The sequence below is a fragment of the Vibrio sp. 10N.261.51.A4 genome, from assembly GCF_041471945.1.
Lineage (GTDB): Bacteria > Pseudomonadota > Gammaproteobacteria > Enterobacterales > Vibrionaceae > Vibrio > Vibrio crassostreae_C.
This window is the reverse complement of the sequence record NZ_JBFRPJ010000006.1, coordinates 142,007-161,311: the sequence shown is the minus strand read 5'-3', so window position 1 is coordinate 161,311 and position 19,305 is coordinate 142,007. Positions and strand designations below refer to the sequence as shown.

Here is a 19,305-nt window from a genome sequence, read left to right as displayed (position 1 = left end):
TAATTACGCAACAAAGCCAAGGAAAGCAGAGTTATTGTAAGCAGCTTGATTTTCATATGTGCTCCCATTCAAAGTCTATTTACAAAATGAGAATGTGATTCGTTGAAACTGAATAAAGCGTAATTCATGCTTACAGTGGCATATATAAACTTTCGAATTAATTACTGAAGGGAATTGATTAACTAAGGTTGGTAGGATTCGGTCAAATACTAATTAAATTTCATATGAACAACTAAATATTTTCAACTTTAAGTTTATAGCTGTTCGTAAATTCAAGGCCTAGGATTTCGATAAGACAAAGGTTCACTCATTCCCTACGCAGTTTATTTTCGTAGGGATCATAATCACGAACACTTTAAGGTAAAGATGATGGTAATTGGGAAAGCATCACTTATCAGCTTAACTTGTTTATATTTTTTATCAGGAGGTTTTAATAATGCTATCGCGTCAGATATAGAAGGGGATTTTTTACATAATGTTAATCAAGATATAGTCAATGATTATAATTATTTAGAAAGCTTCTCTTCTGGAGATTTAGATAATTATTCAGAATTAAATATATCTAATGCTACTGATTCAATAGCAATAATAAAGCAACGCAGTCCTGGTATTACCGCGAACAACAGAGCGAAGATAACGCAAAGCGGAAGTTCTAACTCCGCATACATTGGTCAAACAGGGCGCAATAATACCGCCTTAATAGACCAGAATGGTTCAAATAACGATGCCGCAATTGGGCAACTCGGAGTAAATTCTGAAGCGCTTATTTCCCAAGACGGCAACGACTTTGCTTTAGTGAAAGCGTCTAGCTCAATGAGAATTCACATCAATCAAGCCAATTAGCGCGCAGTATGGAAAGCTTGATTCACCGTTGCTTCTCGATGAAGTAACAACATAGTCGACATGGAAATGTATAAGGATACAACTTATGAAAGTTACACAAATTGGAATTATAGTCGGTGCTATTCTGAGCTTTAATGCAGCATACGCAGATAATTTACCTGCTCCTTTTCCAGCCTCTGAGCCAGCGTTGGGGACAATAGAAGGAACAACCGATCTTGGCATATCATCGACAGTAGCCGGTATTCAACCTTTAGCGATGGATAATACTGCCGTTTGGCAAATGGGTAGTGGCGATAATGCCAATGTCACCATTAACCAGAACACGTCTGGTGTTACTGATGGGCATGTTGCACTAGTTGACACACATGCTAGCTATAACTCTGACGTAGTGGTTCAACAAGATGGCAATCTCAATGAAGCTCACGTTAAGTTACGCTATGTAAACAACAACGCCTGGGTTGATCAAGATGGTGTTAGTAACCAAGCCCAAATTACAGTTCAACCTTATGGTCGAAGCAATGATTTACGAGTTACACAAGTGGGTAACGAGAACATCTCTGTCGTCAATGCTCTAGGTGGTGCTGACTACAATGAAGCTGATGTGAATGTCTCTGGTAACTCCAATACAACCTATACCGAGTTTAGTAACGCGAGTGTTGATAATAATGATGTAGACATCGATATCAGCGGCGATAATAACTATGTTCAAACGATAGTCAACACCGATGTTGGTGGTGGCGACGATAACTATGTCGATATCGATCTCGTGAGCAGTAGCGATAACCGAGTATTCACGTTACAAACAGGATCTCATTCAGATGCCATTGTTAGCTTAACAAACAGCAGTTCAAACCAATTTATGATTGAACAAACCTCTTATGATACTGCTCTCGTTTCAGGTAATGGCGCAATTGGTAATGTCGGTATAATTTATCAGAATTAATATGATAAAGAGTGCATATATTAAAACGGCGTTGATCGCCGTTTTATTTATTTCTTTCCATTTTAATGGATTTTCTTCTGATTTAAATTCAGTACAGTGCCTGATAAAAAATAAAAGTCTTATTCTGACCATAAATAACAGTGTGGCATCTTCATTAACGTTGAGTACGAACACCAACTCTAATTTCAACCAGAATACGAATAGTGGTATTACAACGTTGATTATTAATATAAATCAGTTTCCTGCCACTATAAAACTTCACCCAAACAAGGGGATCTGGAAAATTCATAAAGACTGTACAATCAATAAAATAAAACCATAAATCTCGGTAATTCCCTCTTTCTACTTAAGTATTATTTTACCTTCGACAATACTATTAAATTAATTTCATAAATTTGATGAATAATTAGCTTTAAAAATTAGCAAAATAACAATACGTGCTTTAAACTAAAACACCTAAAGTTCAAGTAATGAGTTAAGAAAAGGAGTTCCACATGGCTAAACTGGAGGCTCATAACACCATTTTACTTGCGGAGAACAATTTACAATCGATACTACTAAAAGAGTCTATAGAACAGAAAGTTAACCTGAACATAAAACTCATATCACCGGAAAGGCTCAGTGCTAAATCCCTAAAAAACGATGACTTAGTTCTGATTATTATTGATTTCCCGACAATGAGTAAGCAATACATTGAGAAATACCAGGATCTCAGAGATGACGTAGCAAGTGATGTCCATGAAGTGCTACTCAATACACCAGGCGATTTCCCGCACTCTGAAATGCTTAAATGGCAGTATCTTGTCGGCATTTTTTATACGTCGGACACGCTTGAAAAGCTCGTGGCCGGCTTTAACTGCATTTTGCAAGGCGAGATGTGGATGAGTAGAAAGCTCATTTACCAGTACATTAGCTTCTACAGAGAGAGGCAGTGCGCGAAAACCAGTCCTTATTACCTCAAGCTGACCAAACGCGAGCAGCAGATCATTAAGTTACTCGGTGATGGAGCATCTAACACTCAGATAGCAGATACCCTCTATGTCAGTGAGAATACGGTCAAAGCACACCTTCACAACACGTTTAAAAAAATCAAGGTGAAGAATCGCTTACAAGCTTTGATCTGGGTTAAGAACAACGTTGCGACAAATGAGTTTGTCCAATAGACCTAACTCTCTGCCCTCAACCATAAACAGTCAATGCAGTTAGAATGTAGAAATCCCAAATACAAAAAAGCCGTAGCATTTCTGCTACGGCTTTTTCTAATGTGGTCGGTGAAGAGGGATTCGAACCCCCGACCCTCTGGTCCCAAACCAGATGCGCTACCAAGCTGCGCTATTCACCGAGATATCTAACTGGCTCATTGCCTGTCGATGGAGCGTATAATACGGGTTCTGAATTTATCCGCAAGGGCTTTTTCTCATATTTATTGCGATTTTGAATCGTTCGAACAAAAGACATACAACAACGAGCATGATGTGACGAAAAACACACAGTTACCAACAAGTATTTAACTTATGAAACAGAATTGATCCAGATCAGTGAATTGATAATGCTTGTTAATACACTAAGCCATGTCATATAACTTTGAGGTATACACATGGACTTTTGGCTAGATCTCCTATTTGGTAATGCGGTGGGACTATCTTCAATGATAGTAATCTTCGGGGCTCTGGGTCTCATGATGTTTTATGGAGGCTTCTTCATATACAAAGTTATGACTGAAAAATCTCCTCACTAGAATCGCTCTGCCTAAATCATTTACTTTTAAGTATTCTTTTACTTTATAAGTAAATGTCAAAACGCTTTGCACCGGAGCAGACTTATTGTCTTCTCCGGTTTTTTCATTTTTAAACCTAACCTCAACTTAGGTATACTTACCCTATCCTTCTCCAACTTGAGATACACACTATGTCTCATGATGATGACTTAGATCTATTCCAAGAAATGATGGGCGATGTTAAACGTATCGACCATGACACCGCTGAACACCAGAAAGTACACCGAGTCACCGAATCTCACCTTGCTAAGCGTGAAGCCGCTATGTGGCTGTCTGACGACGAGAAAGACTACTTATCATTAGACTATTCGCCAATGATCAAGCCAGACGATGTTGTTGCTTATAAAAAAGACGGTGTACAAGAAGGCGTATACAAAAAGCTGCGCCTAGGAAAATACCCTATTCAAGCCAAGCTCGACCTTCATAGGAAAACACTGAAAGACGCACGTAACGAAGTGCTTTCATTTTTGCGTCAATGTTTAAGAATGGATGTTCGTACCGTCATCATTGTTCACGGTAAGGGTGAGCGTTCGAATCCACCTGCAATGATGAAAAGTTACTTGGCAAATTGGCTTACGCAAATCAACGATGTTCAATGTGTTCATTCTGCTCAGCAATTTCATGGTGGTACGGGCGCAGTCTATGTCATGCTCAGAAAGAGTAATGAGAAAAAGCTAGAGAACAGAGAGCGCCATCAAAAGCGCACCAGTTAATCGGTTGAGATAGATAAATGAGCTAGTAACGATTTTGCATCAAGATCGATATTTCGTGCCTAGACTCACACCAAGTGCTAAAATTGCGTCAGTTAACGAATTCCAACTCAAAGCAACTATCCAAAGGTTGCTTTTTGTTTATCTATATTTCCGTTGTGAAACGCTAAGAGAATATCATGTCACAAGAATCCCAAGCTAAACGCCTTAATAAATACATCAGTGAAACTGGTTTTTGCTCACGCCGCGAAGCCGATAAGCTCATTGATGCAGGCCGAGTTACTATTAACGGTAAGATCCCTGAAATGGGTACTAAAGTCTTGCCAGGTGATGATGTTGAGATCGACAATAAGCCTGTTCGCTCAAAAGAGAAGCCGATTTACATTGCTCTTAATAAACCAACAGGTATCACCTGTACGACTGAGCGTGATATTCCTGGCAACATCGTCGACTTTATCGGCCACCACAAACGTATTTTCCCGATTGGTCGTCTAGATAAGCCTTCTGATGGCCTTATCTTCCTAACCAATGACGGCGATATCGTAAACAAAATCCTACGTGCAGGTAACAACCACGAGAAAGAATACGTGGTGCGTGTAGATAAGCCGATTACGACGGAATTCTTGAAGCAAATGGGCGCTGGCGTTCACATTCTCGATACAGTCACTTTGCCATGTAAAGTAGAGAAAGAGACAAAATTCTCATTCCGAATTACGCTAACACAAGGCCTTAACCGCCAAATTCGCCGTATGTGTGAAGCACTCGGTTATGAAGTATTTAAGCTACGCCGTGTTCGTATTATGAACATCTCATTAGACGGTATTCCTAACGGAAAATGGCGCTACCTGAGCGAAGAAGAGATCACTGAGATCTTAGCGATGTGTGAAGGCTCAGTAAGTACGGAAGATGCGTCAAAAATGAACGCGAAAGGTCAACGCATTCGTAAAGCGACTGACGCGAAACTTTTTGATAGCCGTGAAGAGAACCAAGCTTCAACAGCGCGCCGTAATCAAAACGAGAACCGTACTCGCACTTACCGCGGTAACAATGCGGATGAATTCCGTCATGCACCTAACTCAAAGCGTGGCCGCAATTCATCGAACAGTGAAAGCGGTGGTAATACCGAAAACTGGAAATCGAACTCTCGTTCAGAGCGTTCTAATTCAGATAGAAACCGTTCGGATCGTAATCGTACCGATCGCGACAATAATGATCGTAGAAGCGGTAAACCGGCAAACCGCAGCCAAGATTCAAACAGACCGAATAAACCTGCACCAAAGCGTGTTGGTGGTACTTTAGGTCTGAAGAAGTAGTCAGAATCAGTAAGACGAGACACTCGATATAAAAACGCCCACTAGATTAGTCTAGCGGGCGTTTTTGTTTGTCATTCGATAGTTTTATCATCATGACAACGACAATCTATAAACATAGATCGGCAAACTGGCCGCGAGTGAGCAATGCTAAGTCTTTTGGATCTAACTCAATCTCTAGCCCACGCTTACCTGCACTCACACATATCGTTTCAAAATCTGTCGCACTGGAATGAACGAAGGTAGGCAGTGCTTTCTTCTGTCCAAGCGGACTAATGCCACCAACAACATAGCCCGTGGTTTTCTGAGCAATCTCAGGATTGGCCATCTCTGCTTTTTTGCCTTTCGCTGCTTTAGCGGCAAGCTTTAGATTTAGCTTCTGGTCGACAGGAATAACGGCAACCGCCAAATCTTTCGCCACACCATTCAAGCAGAACAACAGCGTTTTGAATACACGTTTGGGATCTTGACCAAGCGCTTCAACGGCTTCTAAACCATAGTTCGTATTATTCGCATCATGATGATACTGGTGCACACTATGAGCGATTTTCTTTTTCTTGGCGAGATTGATTGCAGGGGTCATAACAAATCCAAACGATAGATAAACAAAAAGCGACGCCGAGGCGTCGCTTTAGTTAAATTTATCATGGTGCTAGAGTCAATCTAATTTAGCACCTATTGATACAATTACTTGTAAACCATTTGGCCTGAAGGCGCGTACTTGTTCACGTCAACCGGGCTGTTTGCTTCTAGGTACTCTTTCAGTACTTCAGCATCAACAAAACCAGTATTTACGTAACCTGGGTGGTCAGACAGTTTAGGGTAACCGTCACCACCAGCAGCGTTAAAGCTTGGTACTGTGAAACGGTATGTTTCGTCTAGACGAAGCTGTTTGCCACCGATGAATACATTCGATACTTCACCGTTTGCTACTGTCATTGAGATACCAGCAAACTGAGCGTAAGCACCAGAATCGATTGGTTTAGTTGCCACTACATTTAGGTAATCTAGAACTTCTTTACCCGTCATGTCTGTGTAAGTCAGGATGTTTGCAAAAGGTTGTACTGTTAGCACGTCTTTGTAAGTGACATTACCGGCTTCAATTGAGTCACGAACGCCACCAGAGTTCATCACAGCGAAGTCTGCTTTTGCACGCTCCATGTGAGAAGTCGCAATTAAACGACCTAGGTTGGTCTGTTGGAAGCGAACGACGTTACGATCGCCTTCAAGCTTGCCATTTGTTTCAGCAATCTTAACTTCAAGTTGTGCTTGACCTTGCTCTTGGAAAGGACGTAGGAATTCAAGTAGCTCTGGGTCTTGTGCGATTTCATCTTGAATAAGAACACGTTGCTTCTTACCGTCGATCTTAACTTTCTTCTTAAGGTTAACTGGAATCAGGTCGTAGCTCACCATCTCTAGCTCGCCATTACGGAATTCGTAATCAGCACGACCTACGTACTTGCCCCACTCGTGAGCTTGAACGATGTAAGTACCGTTCTGTACGTCAGGCTTACACTCATCACCCGGCTTGAAGTTTTTCTTCGCAACGTTAGGGCCTTCCATACATACAGGCTCTTGAGAGTGACCACCAACGATCATGTCTAGATCGCCTTCGTTTAGGTAACGAGCAAGTGCGACATCACCCGGAGCATTAACACCACGTTGGCCATTTTCGTAGTGACCCATATGAGTCACAGCAAAGATTAGATCCGGTTTTTCTGTTTCTTTAAGTTCAGCGATTAGCTTCTTCGCTTCTTCTTTAGGATCACGGAAGTCGATGCCTGCGATAAATTCAGGGTTACCAATCTTTTGGGTATCTTCAGTTGTTAAACCAATAACCGCAATCTTGATGCCTTGCTTTTCGAACATCTCGTAAGCTTGGAACTTACGTTCACCTGTCGCTTTATCGTAGATGTTTGCAGATAGCATTGGGAAGTTAGCCCAGTCGATCTGCTTTTGTAATACGTCTAAAGAGTTATCAAACTCGTGGTTACCCAATGCCATGGCATCGTAACCAATTTTGTTCATACCTTTAAAATCAGGTTCTGCGTCCTGAAGGTCTGACTCTGGAACACCCGTGTTGATGTCACCGCCAGATAGAAGCAACACGCTACCGCCTTCTGCTTCAACTTCTGAACGAAGTTGGTCAACTAGCGTTTTACGTGCAGACATGCCGTATTCGCCATATTTATTCTGCCAGAAACGACCATGGTTATCGTTTGTGTGAAGAATCGTTAGCTTGTAAGTTTCGTCTTGGTTCCAATCATGAGCTGATTGAGACGCACACCCAGCTAGAGTAGCTAGAATTGCAGCACTTAGTGCTGTCTTTAGAATAAGGCGTTGCTTCATTGTCATACCTTTGAACTTTTTAGGGAATCCACTGCTTTTTATAATCTATTGCGACCCCTTTCCTGGAGTTCGAACAATAAGACTTCAACATGACTAATCTTAAATTAACATTCTAGATGTAACACGACGATTTCATATTTATGTCGAATTGGTCACACATAGGTCAACAGTTAAGTGTAACAAAATTATGAGATTACACTCAAACTTCCCCTGCATCACAAGCAATCGTTTACTTACAAAGTGTGATGAATATCAGTAATTTACTGCAAACAGGACTGACCTCACACTCATATAAGAGTTTCTTAGGTAATAACCCGCCACGTTAACAACTCTTTAAATGAACGGTTTATGTTCGGCTGCTTTTACGAGATTAAAAAAAGCCCAATTCAGAGAACTGGGCTTTCTTAGATCAACTTTGTTAAATAACGTTTCCGTTACTTCACATCCATCTCAATTATTTAATATCAATATGCTCAAAGCCTTTGATAAGGTCATCAAGTGCTTTCATCTGCTTCAAGAACGGCTCTAGTTTGTCTAGAGGTAGCGCAGATGGGCCATCACAACGAGCTTGGTCTGGGTTTGGGTGAGCTTCAATGAACAGACCCGCAATACCCGTAGCAAGACCCGCTTTAGCAAGTTCAACCGTTTGCTCACGACGACCGCCAGATGCAGCACCTGATGGGTCACGCATTTGTAGAGAGTGCGTCACGTCGAAGATGATTGGGCTACCGTTTGAAGACTTCTTCATTACGCCAAAGCCAAGCATATCCACAACAAGGTTATCGTAACCCATGCAAGCGCCACGCTCACAAAGGATGATGTTGTCATTACCGCACTCAGCGAACTTATCAACGATGTTGCCAACTTGATTCGGGCTCATGAACTGAGGCTTCTTCACGTTGATTACTGCGCCAGTCTTAGCCATTGCTTCAACAAGATCAGTTTGACGAGCTAGGAATGCAGGTAGTTGGATTACATCAACCACATCCGCAACTGGCTGAGCTTGAGCTTCTGTGTGGATATCAGTAATGATCTTCACGCCGAAAGTATCTTTCAGCTCTTGGAAGATTTTGAGACCTTCTTCCATTCCTGGACCACGGTATGAATGAACTGAGCTGCGGTTCGCTTTATCAAAAGACGCCTTAAATACGTAAGGGATGCCCAGCTTCTCGGTTACTTTTACATAGTGCTCACAGATCTGCATAGCAAGATCACGAGATTCAAGAACGTTCATGCCTCCAAATAGCGTAAATGGCTTGTCGTTAGCAATTGGCATATCGCCAATGTGAACTGTTTTTTGTTCCATCATATTCTCTCTAAATAATTATTAATTAGTGAACTACCACTGTCTTTTCGTTCATGACGTTCACTTGAGATTTCAGTAACTCAGATGCAGGGTCATCTGGGCATTGGTCGATAAAGTATTGATAATCGGTTACGGCCACTTGGTGACAGTCTAGCTGCTGATAGATAAAACCGCGGTCACGGATTTCATACGGATCATCCGGCACAAACGTTAACGCAAGATCGGTACACTTCAATGCAAGTGTATAACGCTCTTCTCGCAGCAGTGCACTCTTGAGCAGGGCTAACCACTTACCAATAATCGTTGGGTGGTCGGCGACTTCTAGGTGCTCAGGTTTCACCTTAGCTAATGGGCCATCATGGCCAATTAGCCATGCTCGCAGCGTTTGTTCGCCAACGTACTCACCGTTATAAGGGTTAATGTAGGCCGCAGCTTGCCCGTACCAACTTACTTTAAGTAAGAATTGAGTCGGAAAAGAGACGCCCTCTACAGGAAAGCCTAGCTTGCGACCTAGAAAAAGAAAGATCGCCCCCAGACTCACTGGAATGCCTTTCTTTCTCTCAAGCACTTTATCGATGAACGCGTTTTCCGAAGAGAAATACGCATCTTTATCGCCAGCAAAGCCCCATTCATAAAAGAATAGTCGAATAAAAAATTCAAACTTCTGCTGTTCATCGGTTTCATTAACCAAAGCAAACTCGGCGTCTTTTAACAATCTCGCCAGCTCTTGCTCTGCCCAACTGTCTTGAGTTTCTGGGTTAATCGCTTTATTTAAGATCAATGCACCTTCAGCTAATTCTAGCTGGTCAAAGTCTTCATCAAAAAATTCGTACATAGATAGTTAACCGAAATAAGGAGATAATTAACCGAAAAATGTTGGTGTCTTGGTCATTGCGATTTTGCCTGCCATCGCTAACCAGCCTAGCGCACCAAAGAAAGAGAATACTCTCAGTAGCTTGTTTTTACCTAGCTTAAGCGCAAAGAAACCTAATGCGATGTAAGCCATAACACAAGTTAGTTTTTCGGTTAACCATGGTGCTGCTGGTGTAAATGGAATAAAGCCAGTGATGAAAATCAAACCAATACCCGATAGCAATAGCAACGAGTCATTGATATGAGGGAAACGCTGCAAGAAAGGATGCTTAAGCTTAGGTGAGTTAGCCATCATAAGAGCGAAACGAATCGAGAGAAGTAGCGCACTTATAGCAATCGTTAATAGGTGAAAATGTTTTAGACCTTCGTACATGGTATTCCTTTATATTTTTATATGTGCTTTCGTTAACACGAGCCTCACAATACCCGTTAATGCTCTGTAGTTCTGCATAAAATCTCTGTATTTCTGCGTTAAATGCATTATCGGGTTAAATGTATTGTCGAGTTAAAGGTATCAATTTAGCAAGTTCATCATCCATTGCTCACAAGACGATTAACAATCACTAACTATGAACAGTAACGACCCAATGTCACTCGGTCATTACCACCGTAATCTTTCTCTGTGACAACATCGAGATAACCGAGCGCCTGCATAATCTCACGAACTGCCAAACCTTGGTCATAGCCGTGTTCAAATGCTAACCAACCTTCATTTTCCAAAAAGCCACGTGCGTTTTCAGAAATGTATCGAATATCTGCAAGCCCTTTCTCTTCAGCAACCAGTGCTGTGATCGGCTCAAAACGCACATCGCCTTGAGACAAATGAGGATCATTCTTCTCAATGTATGGCGGGTTAGAAACAATCAGAGAGAATTTCACAACGCCTTCAGAGCTCAAAGGCTCAAACCAACTACCATGCAAAAAAGTCGCATTGGTGATGTTGAGACGCTGTGCATTCTCTGTCGCAAGCTGCTGCGCTTCAGGGCGAAGATCAATACCCGTCACCTGTCGATTCGGCATCTCAGACGCCAATGCTAACGCGATAGCACCTGTACCTGTCCCTAAATCGAGAATCGCGCCTTGCTTGCCAAAGGTTTTATCCAACGCTACTTCAACCAAACGCTCGGTATCTGGGCGTGGGATTAATGTAGAAGGGGAAACTTTTAACGGCAGTGACCAAAACTCACGCTCACCGATAATGTAAGCCACAGGCTCACCGGTTAAGCGACGTTTTAGAAGGGCATTGAATTCAGACTCTTGCTCAGAGGTGAGATGCTTCTCAGGCCAAGTCAGTAGGTAAGATCTTGGTTTATCTAAGGCGTGACAAAGCAGTACCGCGGCATCAATAGAGGGTGATGTGTTATCACCCTCTTGAAGCTTTACGATTGCTGCTTTTAAAGCACTTTCAACCGTATATGCTGACTGCATACTGGTTAGTTGTTCTCTGCAAGTGCAGCAAGCTGATCGGCTTGGTGCTCTTGAAGTACAGGATCAAGCAAGCTTTGCATGTCACCTTCAAGTACTTCGTTAAGACGGTAAATTGTAAGGTTGATACGGTGATCCGAAACACGGCCTTGTGGGTAGTTGTACGTACGAATACGGTCACTACGGTCACCCGAACCTAGTAGGTTACGACGTGTATCAGAAACCGCTGCCGCGCGGCGCTCTTCTTCTGCTTGAACAATACGAGCAGCAAGAACAGCCATCGCTTTCGCTTTGTTTTTATGCTGAGAACGCTCGTCCTGACACTCTACTACTGTACCCGTTGGTAAGTGAGTAATACGGATTGCTGAATCCGTGGTGTTAACGTGCTGACCACCCGCGCCTGATGCACGGAAAGTATCAATTTTAAGGTCGCCCGCTTTGATTTCTGGAAGATCCGCTTCTGGGATCTCAGGCATAACCGCAACCGTACATGCTGACGTGTGAACACGGCCTTGAGATTCGGTTTCAGGTACACGTTGTACACGGTGACCGCCTGACTCAAACTTCATGGTGCCGTAAACAGCGTCGCCACTAACCTTAGCGATCATCTCTTTGTAGCCGCCTTGTTCAGAAGCATTGCTGCTCATAATTTCAACGCGCCAACCTTTCTTCTCAGCAAACTTAGAGTACATACGGAACAGGTTGCCCGCGAAGATACCTGCTTCATCACCACCCGCACCTGCGCGGATTTCTAGGAAACAGTTACGCTCATCGTTTGGATCTTTTGGAATAAGAAGAATCTGTAGCTCATCAGTCAGACGCTCAATTGCTGCTTTCGCATCTTTGATTTCATCTTGAGCCATTTCACGCATTTCTGCGTCGTCTTCGTTTGCCATCTCTTCAGCAGCTTCTAGATCTTCTTTCGCTTGCTGGTATGACTGGAAGCAAGCTGTCACTTCTTCAAGTTGAGAGTATTCTTTCGAAAGTGCACGGAATTTGTCTTGATTCCCGATTACATCTGGATCACCAAGTAGGTGTTGAACTTCTTCATAGCGTTCAACAAGTGTTTCAAGCTTTACTAGAATCGAGGCTTTCATAATGTCTTATCTTGTTGGAGGTCTAATATTATTGAGGGTTTTCTAAGCCCAAACTCTGTCTAATGACCATTAATTTTGCAGGTTCTCCTTGCTCAGCTGCACTTTGAAGTGCGCGCGTTGGAGCATGGATCAATTTGTTTGTGAGCTTATTGCTGAGCTCGAGTAAAACTTTTTCAGGGTCACCGCCAGCGGCAAGCGATTGTAAACTTTTACTTAATAATTCTTCGCGGATTTCGTTAGCCGATTTACGGTAATCTCGAATACTGTCTACCGCTTGTAAAGAGCGCATCCAACTCATGAACGCGGCACTTTCTTCACTGACGATCGCTTCAGCTTGAATCGCTTCAACTTTACGTTGTTCGATATTGCCATCAACAATCGACTGCAAATCATCAACCGAATAAAGGTAGGCATCATTTAGATCACCAACCTGCGATTCCACATCACGTGGAACGGCAATATCAACCAATAACATCGGCTGATGCTTTCTTGTTTTTAGAGCAGTCTCAACCATACCCTTACCGATAATAGGCAATGGACTTGCGGTTGAGCTAATTACGATGTCCGCTCGATGAAGATGATCAGGGATCTCATTCAAGCTGATCACTTCAGCACCAAATTCTTCTGCTAGCCCTAGAGCACGTTCTCGAGTTCGGTTCGCCACAATCATTTTTGTACAGCCATTCGCCGAAAGGTGCTTAGCCACCAGCTCAATGGTTTCACCCGCACCAACCAGTAACACGGTTGAATCTGCGATGGATTCAAAAATATGCTTGGCTAAGGTACAGGCTGCGTAAGCTACAGAAACCGCGCTTCCGCCGATTTCAGTTTCAGTTCGAACACGCTTCGCAACAGAAAATGATTTCTGGAATAGTTTTTCCATTGAAGCATCAACGGATTTGTTCTCTCGCGAGTCCGTATACGCTTGCTTCACCTGACCTAAGATCTGCGGTTCACCCAAGACTAAAGAGTCCAAACCACAAGCAACGCGCATTAAGTGTTTAATCGCCGCCTGCTCTTCATGGATATAAAGGCTTGGCTTTAGCTCTTCTGGGCTAACTTGATGGAAAACCGACAACCAATCGATGAGTTTGTTTTTAGCCACGCCTTTAACGTCGCAATACACTTCAGTTCGATTACAGGTAGAAAGTATGACACTTCCATTCACGTGTGCATTTGCGTTAAGTTGCTTGAGTGCCTCAGATAATTTATCTGGACCAAAAGCGACTTTTTCTCGCAATTCAACCGACGCTGTATTGTGATTGATACCTACGGCAAGCAAAGACATGTATCAGAAGTTCTCGATCAGGGAATGGAAACAAGGGGCGAATTTTACTTGATGCATGGCTCTATTTAAAGAGCAAGCGGGATTTGTTTTCCTGAGTTCGTGAATTCAATGCTATAGTTGAAGCGTTTTTTAGATAAATTTGAACAAGTTGTGAGCAAATATGAGCAAACTTCGTAGAATCACGTCTCTTATTTTTATGACCATAATTATGGTGGGTTGCTCGTCTATACCTGAACAACCGACCAGTGTTGAGTGGCAAAGTCACCAAAACCGACTTCTACAGATAGAAAACTACCAAGCCTCGGGCAAGCTCGCCTACATTTCTCCAGAGCAGCGCCAAAGCCTAAATTTCATTTGGAAACATTCACCAAATCAAAGTCAATTAAGGCTCACTACTTTTCTCGGTCAAACTGCACTGAACCTAACCATAGATCCATCGGGTGCAAAAGTCGTGACCTATGGCGATCAAGTATTTACTCATGCGAGCGCTTCAGTCTTGGTTGAGCAGCTGACAGGTTTACAGATCCCTATTGATCACCTGCCACAATGGTTCCTTGGCATTCCAGACCAAGCCGATTCCTATCAACTCAGCAGTACCAACACTCTTGAATCTCTGTCCAAACAAGTCAGCAGTCAATTATGGACACTGAATTTTGCTAACTATCGCAATACAGAAATGCCGAGTAAGCAACTATCGGATGAAGACAACGCAAAAGTAGAGACAATCCCACTCCCTACTCGATTGTCATTCAAGCAAAACGAGAACAAAATCAACATTGTAGTTTCGAAGTGGACACTGAAAAAATGATAACAACGCCAACTCATTGGCCCTCTCCGGCTAAACTGAATTTATTTCTCTATATCACTGGTCGACGTGACAATGGCTATCACGAACTTCAAACCTTATTTCAGTTTGTCGATTTTGGTGATGAACTGACGGTCACTGCAAATAAAAAAACAAGTGCGATCACAATAACCCCTGCAATTCCGGGCGTTGCTACAGAAGACAACCTTATTTGGAAAGCGGCTACTGCCCTTCAACAATACACATCGACATCTTTCGGTGCGGATATTGAACTCAAGAAAGTGCTGCCTATGGGTGGTGGTATTGGTGGAGGCTCTTCAAACGCAGCAACCGTGTTGGTCGCCCTGAATTATTTATGGCAACTCAACCTGTCAGACGATCAACTCGCCGAGATCGGTTTGAAGCTTGGTGCTGACGTTCCTGTGTTCGTTCGAGGCCATGCCGCCTTTGCGGAAGGGGTTGGAGAACAGCTTCAGCCCGCTAATCCGGATGAAAAATGGTATCTTGTTGTTAAGCCTCAAGTGAGCATAGCAACTGTAGACATATTCACGCATTCAGAATTAACTCGAAATACGCCGAAGCGAGCGCTATCAACGCTTCTAGAGCAAGAATACGTAAACGATTGCGAAAAAATTGTGCGAATGCTGTACCCAGAGGTTGATAAGCAACTTTCATGGCTGCTACAATACGCGCCGTCGAGATTGACTGGCACTGGTTCGTGCGTTTTTGCTGAATTTAGCAGCAAAAAAGAAGCCGAATTGGTGTTGGAACAACTGCCTGACACAGTTTCCGCTTTTGTAGCGAAAGGACGAAACATTTCTCCTTTAAAAGAAACTTTGGCTGAATACCACTCAGCCCACCCACAATCTATTTAAAACTGGACGCAACCCGAGGTTTCCACCGTGCCTGATATGAAGCTATTTGCTGGTAACGCAACACCTGAACTAGCCCAACGTATTGCTGATCGTCTATACATCTCTCTTGGCGATGCTACTGTAGACCGTTTTTCTGATGGCGAAGTCGCTGTTCAAATCAATGAAAACGTTCGTGGTAGCGATGTATTCCTGATTCAATCAACTTGTGCACCAACCAATGACAACCTAATGGAATTGGTGGTAATGATTGACGCAATGCGCCGTGCTTCTGCTGGCCGTATTACTGCTGTAATCCCTTACTTCGGTTATGCCCGTCAAGATCGTCGTGTACGTTCTGCTCGTGTGCCAATTACTGCAAAAGTTGTTGCAGATTTCCTTTCTAACGTTGGCGTTGACCGCGTTCTTACTATCGACCTACACGCAGAGCAAATCCAAGGCTTCTTCGATGTACCTGTTGATAACATCTTCGGCACTCCAGTTCTTCTAGAAGACATGGCGAACCGTGGCTTAGAAAACCCAGTTGTGGTTTCTCCAGACCTTGGTGGTGTTGTACGTGCTCGTGCTACTGCTAAAGCGCTAGGTGATGTTGACATCGCTATCGTTGATAAGCGTCGTCCACGTGCTAACGTTTCTGAAGTAATGAACCTAATCGGTGATGTTGAAGGCCGTGACTGTGTGATCGTTGATGACATGATCGATACGGGTGGCACACTATGTAAAGCAGCTGAAGCGCTAAAAGAGCGCGGTGCTAAGCGTGTATTCGCTTACGCAACTCACGCTGTTTTCTCTGGTACTGCTGCGAACAACATCAAGAACTCTGTTCTAGACCAAGTTATCGTAACGGATTCTATCTCTCTATCTCCAGAGATGGCTGCGACGGGTAAAGTGACAACACTTAGCCTTTCTCGCATGCTTGCTGAAGCGATTCGTCGTATCAGCAACGAAGAATCAATCTCAGCGATGTTCAACTAATCAAAGCCCAATAGCTTTTTTTACAAAAGCTTGGTTTTAGAAACACGCGAGAGAAAGATATTAAGCACTTCAGTCAATGAAGTGCTTTTTTTATGTCTGAGTAATATTGCACTGCTAGTTATCACAAACAGGAATAATCGCGCAGCTATCAGCTAGCTCGCACCTTTTTCATAAACTGTGATATCATACGGCGCTTTTTGAAATCCCAAGAGAGATCCATACCTTGAGCCAACAAATAAAACTTCTCGTTGGACTGGCTAATCCAGGTCCAGAATACGCCAAAACTCGCCACAACGCGGGCGCTTGGGTAGTTGAAGAATTAGCGCGTGTACATAACGTGACACTAAAGAACGAACCAAAGTTCTTTGGCCTAACGGGTCGTATCATGGTTCACGGTGAAGATCTTCGTTTGCTGATCCCAACGACTTTTATGAACTTGTCAGGCAAAGCAGTTGCAGCCTTAGCAAAGTTCTACCAAATTAAACCAGAAGAGATCATGGTCGCTCACGATGAGTTAGATCTGCCTCCTGGTATTGGAAAGTTTAAAAAAGGTGGTGGTCATGGCGGACATAATGGTCTGAAAGACATCATCAGCAAGCAGGGTAACAATAAAGAATTCTATCGTCTTAGATTAGGCATCGGCCATCCAGGACACAAAGATAAAGTTGCAGGTTATGTATTAGGCAAAGCTCCTCAAAAAGAGCAAGAGTGTATCGAGGCCGTCGTTGACGAATCGGTTCGCAGCCTAGACATCTTATTAAAAGATGGCCTACCAAAAGCACAAAATCGCTTACATACGTTCAAAGCAGAATAAGGTTTATATCATGGGTTTTAAATGTGGCATCGTTGGTCTACCAAACGTTGGTAAGTCAACTCTGTTTAACGCACTGACTAAAGCAGGCATCGAAGCAGCAAACTTTCCATTTTGTACGATCGAACCAAACACAGGTATCGTTCCGGTTCCAGATCTACGCTTAGATGCATTAGCAAAAATTGTTAATCCACAGAAGATCCTTCCAACGACAATGGAATTCGTAGATATCGCGGGCCTAGTTGCTGGCGCATCTAAAGGTGAAGGTCTTGGTAACAAATTCCTAGCTAACATCCGTGAAACTGACGCTATCGGTCACGTTGTTCGCTGCTTTGAAAATGAAAACATTGTTCACGTTGCTGGCAAAGTATCTCCAATTGAAGATATCGAAGTGATCAACCTAGAACTTGCACTGGCTGACTTAGACAGCTGTGAGCGTGCAATTCAACGTAACGCGAAGAAAGCGAAAGGCGGCGACAAAGACGCTAAATTCGAAATCACTGTACTAGAAAAGCTACTTCCAGTTCTAACTGAAGGTGGTATGGCACGTACTGTTGAACTTGGCAAAGAAGAAGCGGCAGCAATCGGCTACCTAAACTTCCTAACGCTTAAGCCAACAATGTACATCGCAAACGTTGCAGAAGATGGTTTTGAAAATAACCCATACCTAGACGCTGTTCGTGAATACGCAGAAAACGAAAACAACGTTGTTGTTGCTGTTTGTGCAGCAATCGAATCAGAGCTTTCTGAGCTTGATGACGAAGATCGCGAAGAGTTCCTTGCGGATATGGGTATCGAAGAACCAGGTCTTAACCGAGTGATCCGCTCTGGTTACGAACTACTGACTCTTCAGACTTACTTCACAGCTGGTGTTAAAGAAGTTCGTGCTTGGACAATCCCTGTAGGTGCAACGGCGCCACAAGCAGCGGGTAAGATCCACACAGACTTCGAGAAAGGTTTCATCCGTGCTGAAGTTGTTGGATTCGATCACTTCATCGAATTTAACGGTGAGAGCGGTGCGAAAGACGCAGGTAAATGGCGCCTTGAAGGTAAAGAATACATCGTTAAAGATGGTGACGTTGTTCACTTCCGCTTCAATGTATAATTCTGATTAAACATCTAGAAAAAAGGCCAGTGAATTCACTGGCCTTTTTGTTTTTCCCCTTTCTAAATTGTCCCTCACCAGAAACTTAACTTCCTATATATATCGCCTTTTAGACCTGTTTTTTGTCGACAAATACGCCTCTTTGCCTAAAAAGAAACCGAACAGATGTTTATTCGCGATTTATTCAAAAAAAAAGTTGACGGGTTTCACTCAACTCCGCATAATGCGCCCCGTTCACAGCGAAGCGGCAACGTTTCGAAATGAGCAACAATATGGAAATGGCTACTTAGCTCAGTTGGTTAGAGCACATCACTCATAATGATGGGGTCGCAGGTTCAAATCCCGCAGTAGCCACCATTTCCTAAGCACTCTATTTGATATTAAAGTTTGTCTTTAGTAACAAAGAGTTTTTAGGAAATAACGCGGTCGTGGCGGAATTGGTAGACGCACCAGATTTAGGTTCTGGCGCCGAGAGGTGTGAGAGTTCAAGTCTCTCCGACCGCACCATATTGAGATGTCTTAATTGATATCATTGTTGGGCTATCGCCAAGCGGTAAGGCACCGGCTTTTGATGCCGGCATTCCCTGGTTCGAATCCAGGTAGCCCAGCCACTATTTAAAGTGTAATTATCTTTAAAAAGATAATGGCATTGAAAGCAAGATTATATTATATTGTCTCGCTCTCAGATGGCTACTTAGCTCAGTTGGTTAGAGCACATCACTCATAATGATGGGGTCGCAGGTTCAAATCCCGCAGTAGCCACCATTCTTTCTTCGAGAAAGAAAAGACAACGTTATATTGAATCACCAATATTCA

The 19,305-nt window shown here is 43.0% G+C and carries 19 protein-coding genes and 5 tRNA genes; 15 read left to right on the top strand and 9 right to left on the bottom strand.

The genetic code is table 11. The annotated features are described in order from the left end of the window. The first annotated feature begins 369 nt into the window (after positions 1-369). The 3 genes from AB4384_RS02650 to AB4384_RS02640 all read left to right on the top strand — a co-directional run bounded on the left by AB4384_RS02650 (position 370) and on the right by AB4384_RS02640 (position 2,949). The gene (locus AB4384_RS02650; RefSeq protein ID WP_372128836.1) at positions 370-843 is read left to right on the top strand and encodes a curlin subunit CsgB; all 474 of its coding nucleotides are present in this window, start codon (positions 370-372) and stop codon (positions 841-843) included. Between the two features lie 85 nt (positions 844-928). Beyond that, positions 929-1,786: a curlin gene (locus AB4384_RS02645; RefSeq protein ID WP_102321506.1), complete on the top strand. Its 858-nt coding sequence runs from the start codon at positions 929-931 to the stop codon at positions 1,784-1,786. A gap of 494 nt (positions 1,787-2,280) precedes the next feature. Then, on the top strand, positions 2,281-2,949 hold the full coding sequence (locus tag AB4384_RS02640) for a LuxR C-terminal-related transcriptional regulator (RefSeq protein WP_372128835.1): 669 nt from the start codon (positions 2,281-2,283) through the stop codon (positions 2,947-2,949). Positions 2,950-3,051: 102 nt separating this feature from the next. Here AB4384_RS02640 and AB4384_RS02635 read toward each other — a convergent pair. Further along, positions 3,052-3,128: transfer RNA gene (locus AB4384_RS02635), tRNA-Pro, on the bottom strand. A 255-nt stretch (positions 3,129-3,383) separates the two neighbouring features. Between AB4384_RS02635 and AB4384_RS02630 the strand changes: the two genes are divergently transcribed. The 3 genes from AB4384_RS02630 (at position 3,384) to rluF (ending at position 5,586) form a co-directional block, all read left to right on the top strand. Then, positions 3,384-3,524 carry a DUF3149 domain-containing protein gene (locus AB4384_RS02630; protein WP_017062321.1) on the top strand — a complete coding sequence of 47 codons (141 nt, stop codon included), beginning with the start codon at positions 3,384-3,386 and terminating at the stop codon, positions 3,522-3,524. Between the two features lie 170 nt (positions 3,525-3,694). Next, a complete protein-coding gene (gene smrA, locus AB4384_RS02625) occupies positions 3,695-4,276 on the top strand; it encodes a DNA endonuclease SmrA (protein ID WP_102321509.1) in 582 nt (193 codons plus the stop codon). 176 nt (positions 4,277-4,452) lie between these two features. After that, complete coding sequence (rluF, locus tag AB4384_RS02620; RefSeq protein ID WP_102321510.1) at positions 4,453-5,586, top strand: 23S rRNA pseudouridine(2604) synthase RluF; 1,134 nt, start codon at positions 4,453-4,455, stop codon at positions 5,584-5,586. 106 nt (positions 5,587-5,692) lie between these two features. On the opposite strand, the gene ybaK is transcribed toward rluF, so the two are convergent. From ybaK to hemA, 8 genes are all read right to left on the bottom strand, one after another. Continuing rightward, positions 5,693-6,166 carry a Cys-tRNA(Pro) deacylase gene (ybaK, locus tag AB4384_RS02615; protein ID WP_372128831.1) on the bottom strand — a complete coding sequence of 158 codons (474 nt, stop codon included), beginning with the start codon at positions 6,164-6,166 and terminating at the stop codon, positions 5,693-5,695. A 104-nt stretch (positions 6,167-6,270) separates the two neighbouring features. Beyond that, positions 6,271-7,932 (bottom strand): bifunctional UDP-sugar hydrolase/5'-nucleotidase UshA, encoded by a 1,662-nt coding sequence (ushA, locus tag AB4384_RS02610; protein ID WP_372128829.1) that lies wholly within the window; start codon positions 7,930-7,932, stop codon positions 6,271-6,273. A gap of 454 nt (positions 7,933-8,386) precedes the next feature. Next, complete coding sequence (kdsA, locus tag AB4384_RS02605; protein ID WP_372128828.1) at positions 8,387-9,241, bottom strand: 3-deoxy-8-phosphooctulonate synthase; 855 nt, start codon at positions 9,239-9,241, stop codon at positions 8,387-8,389. Between the two features lie 22 nt (positions 9,242-9,263). Beyond that, positions 9,264-10,073, bottom strand: a complete 810-nt coding sequence (locus AB4384_RS02600) for a SirB1 family protein (RefSeq protein WP_372128827.1) — start codon at positions 10,071-10,073, stop codon at positions 9,264-9,266. 27 nt (positions 10,074-10,100) lie between these two features. Next, positions 10,101-10,484 (bottom strand): SirB2 family protein, encoded by a 384-nt coding sequence (locus AB4384_RS02595; protein WP_009848726.1) that lies wholly within the window; start codon positions 10,482-10,484, stop codon positions 10,101-10,103. A 194-nt stretch (positions 10,485-10,678) separates the two neighbouring features. Then, positions 10,679-11,539: a peptide chain release factor N(5)-glutamine methyltransferase gene (prmC, locus tag AB4384_RS02590; protein WP_017062314.1), complete on the bottom strand. Its 861-nt coding sequence runs from the start codon at positions 11,537-11,539 to the stop codon at positions 10,679-10,681. Between the two features lie 5 nt (positions 11,540-11,544). Then, positions 11,545-12,633 (bottom strand): peptide chain release factor 1, encoded by a 1,089-nt coding sequence (gene prfA, locus AB4384_RS02585; protein ID WP_017062313.1) that lies wholly within the window; start codon positions 12,631-12,633, stop codon positions 11,545-11,547. Positions 12,634-12,661: 28 nt separating this feature from the next. Beyond that, positions 12,662-13,921, bottom strand: a complete 1,260-nt coding sequence (hemA, locus tag AB4384_RS02580; RefSeq protein WP_017062312.1) for a glutamyl-tRNA reductase — start codon at positions 13,919-13,921, stop codon at positions 12,662-12,664. Positions 13,922-14,081: 160 nt separating this feature from the next. On the opposite strand from hemA, the gene lolB reads away from it, so the two are divergent. The 9 genes from lolB to AB4384_RS02535 all read left to right on the top strand — a co-directional run bounded on the left by lolB (position 14,082) and on the right by AB4384_RS02535 (position 19,254). After that, complete coding sequence (gene lolB, locus AB4384_RS02575) at positions 14,082-14,729, top strand: lipoprotein insertase outer membrane protein LolB (protein WP_102321513.1); 648 nt, start codon at positions 14,082-14,084, stop codon at positions 14,727-14,729. Then, entirely contained in the window at positions 14,726-15,601 is an 876-nt protein-coding gene (gene ispE / locus AB4384_RS02570) for a 4-(cytidine 5'-diphospho)-2-C-methyl-D-erythritol kinase (protein ID WP_198594335.1), read from the top strand. The genes lolB and ispE overlap by 4 nt, the downstream gene beginning before the upstream one ends. Positions 15,602-15,628: 27 nt before the next feature. Then, positions 15,629-16,573 (top strand): ribose-phosphate pyrophosphokinase, encoded by a 945-nt coding sequence (locus AB4384_RS02565; protein ID WP_004739814.1) that lies wholly within the window; start codon positions 15,629-15,631, stop codon positions 16,571-16,573. A gap of 223 nt (positions 16,574-16,796) precedes the next feature. Continuing rightward, positions 16,797-17,387 (top strand): aminoacyl-tRNA hydrolase, encoded by a 591-nt coding sequence (gene pth / locus AB4384_RS02560; protein WP_004739815.1) that lies wholly within the window; start codon positions 16,797-16,799, stop codon positions 17,385-17,387. Between the two features lie 10 nt (positions 17,388-17,397). After that, entirely contained in the window at positions 17,398-18,489 is a 1,092-nt protein-coding gene (ychF, locus tag AB4384_RS02555; RefSeq protein ID WP_010439159.1) for a redox-regulated ATPase YchF, read from the top strand. A 280-nt stretch (positions 18,490-18,769) separates the two neighbouring features. Continuing rightward, positions 18,770-18,846: transfer RNA gene (locus AB4384_RS02550), tRNA-Met, on the top strand. 65 nt (positions 18,847-18,911) lie between these two features. After that, a tRNA-Leu gene (locus AB4384_RS02545) sits at positions 18,912-18,996 on the top strand. A gap of 29 nt (positions 18,997-19,025) precedes the next feature. Continuing rightward, a tRNA-Gln gene (locus AB4384_RS02540) sits at positions 19,026-19,100 on the top strand. Between the two features lie 77 nt (positions 19,101-19,177). Beyond that, positions 19,178-19,254: transfer RNA gene (locus AB4384_RS02535), tRNA-Met, on the top strand. Positions 19,255-19,305 lie beyond the last annotated feature (51 nt).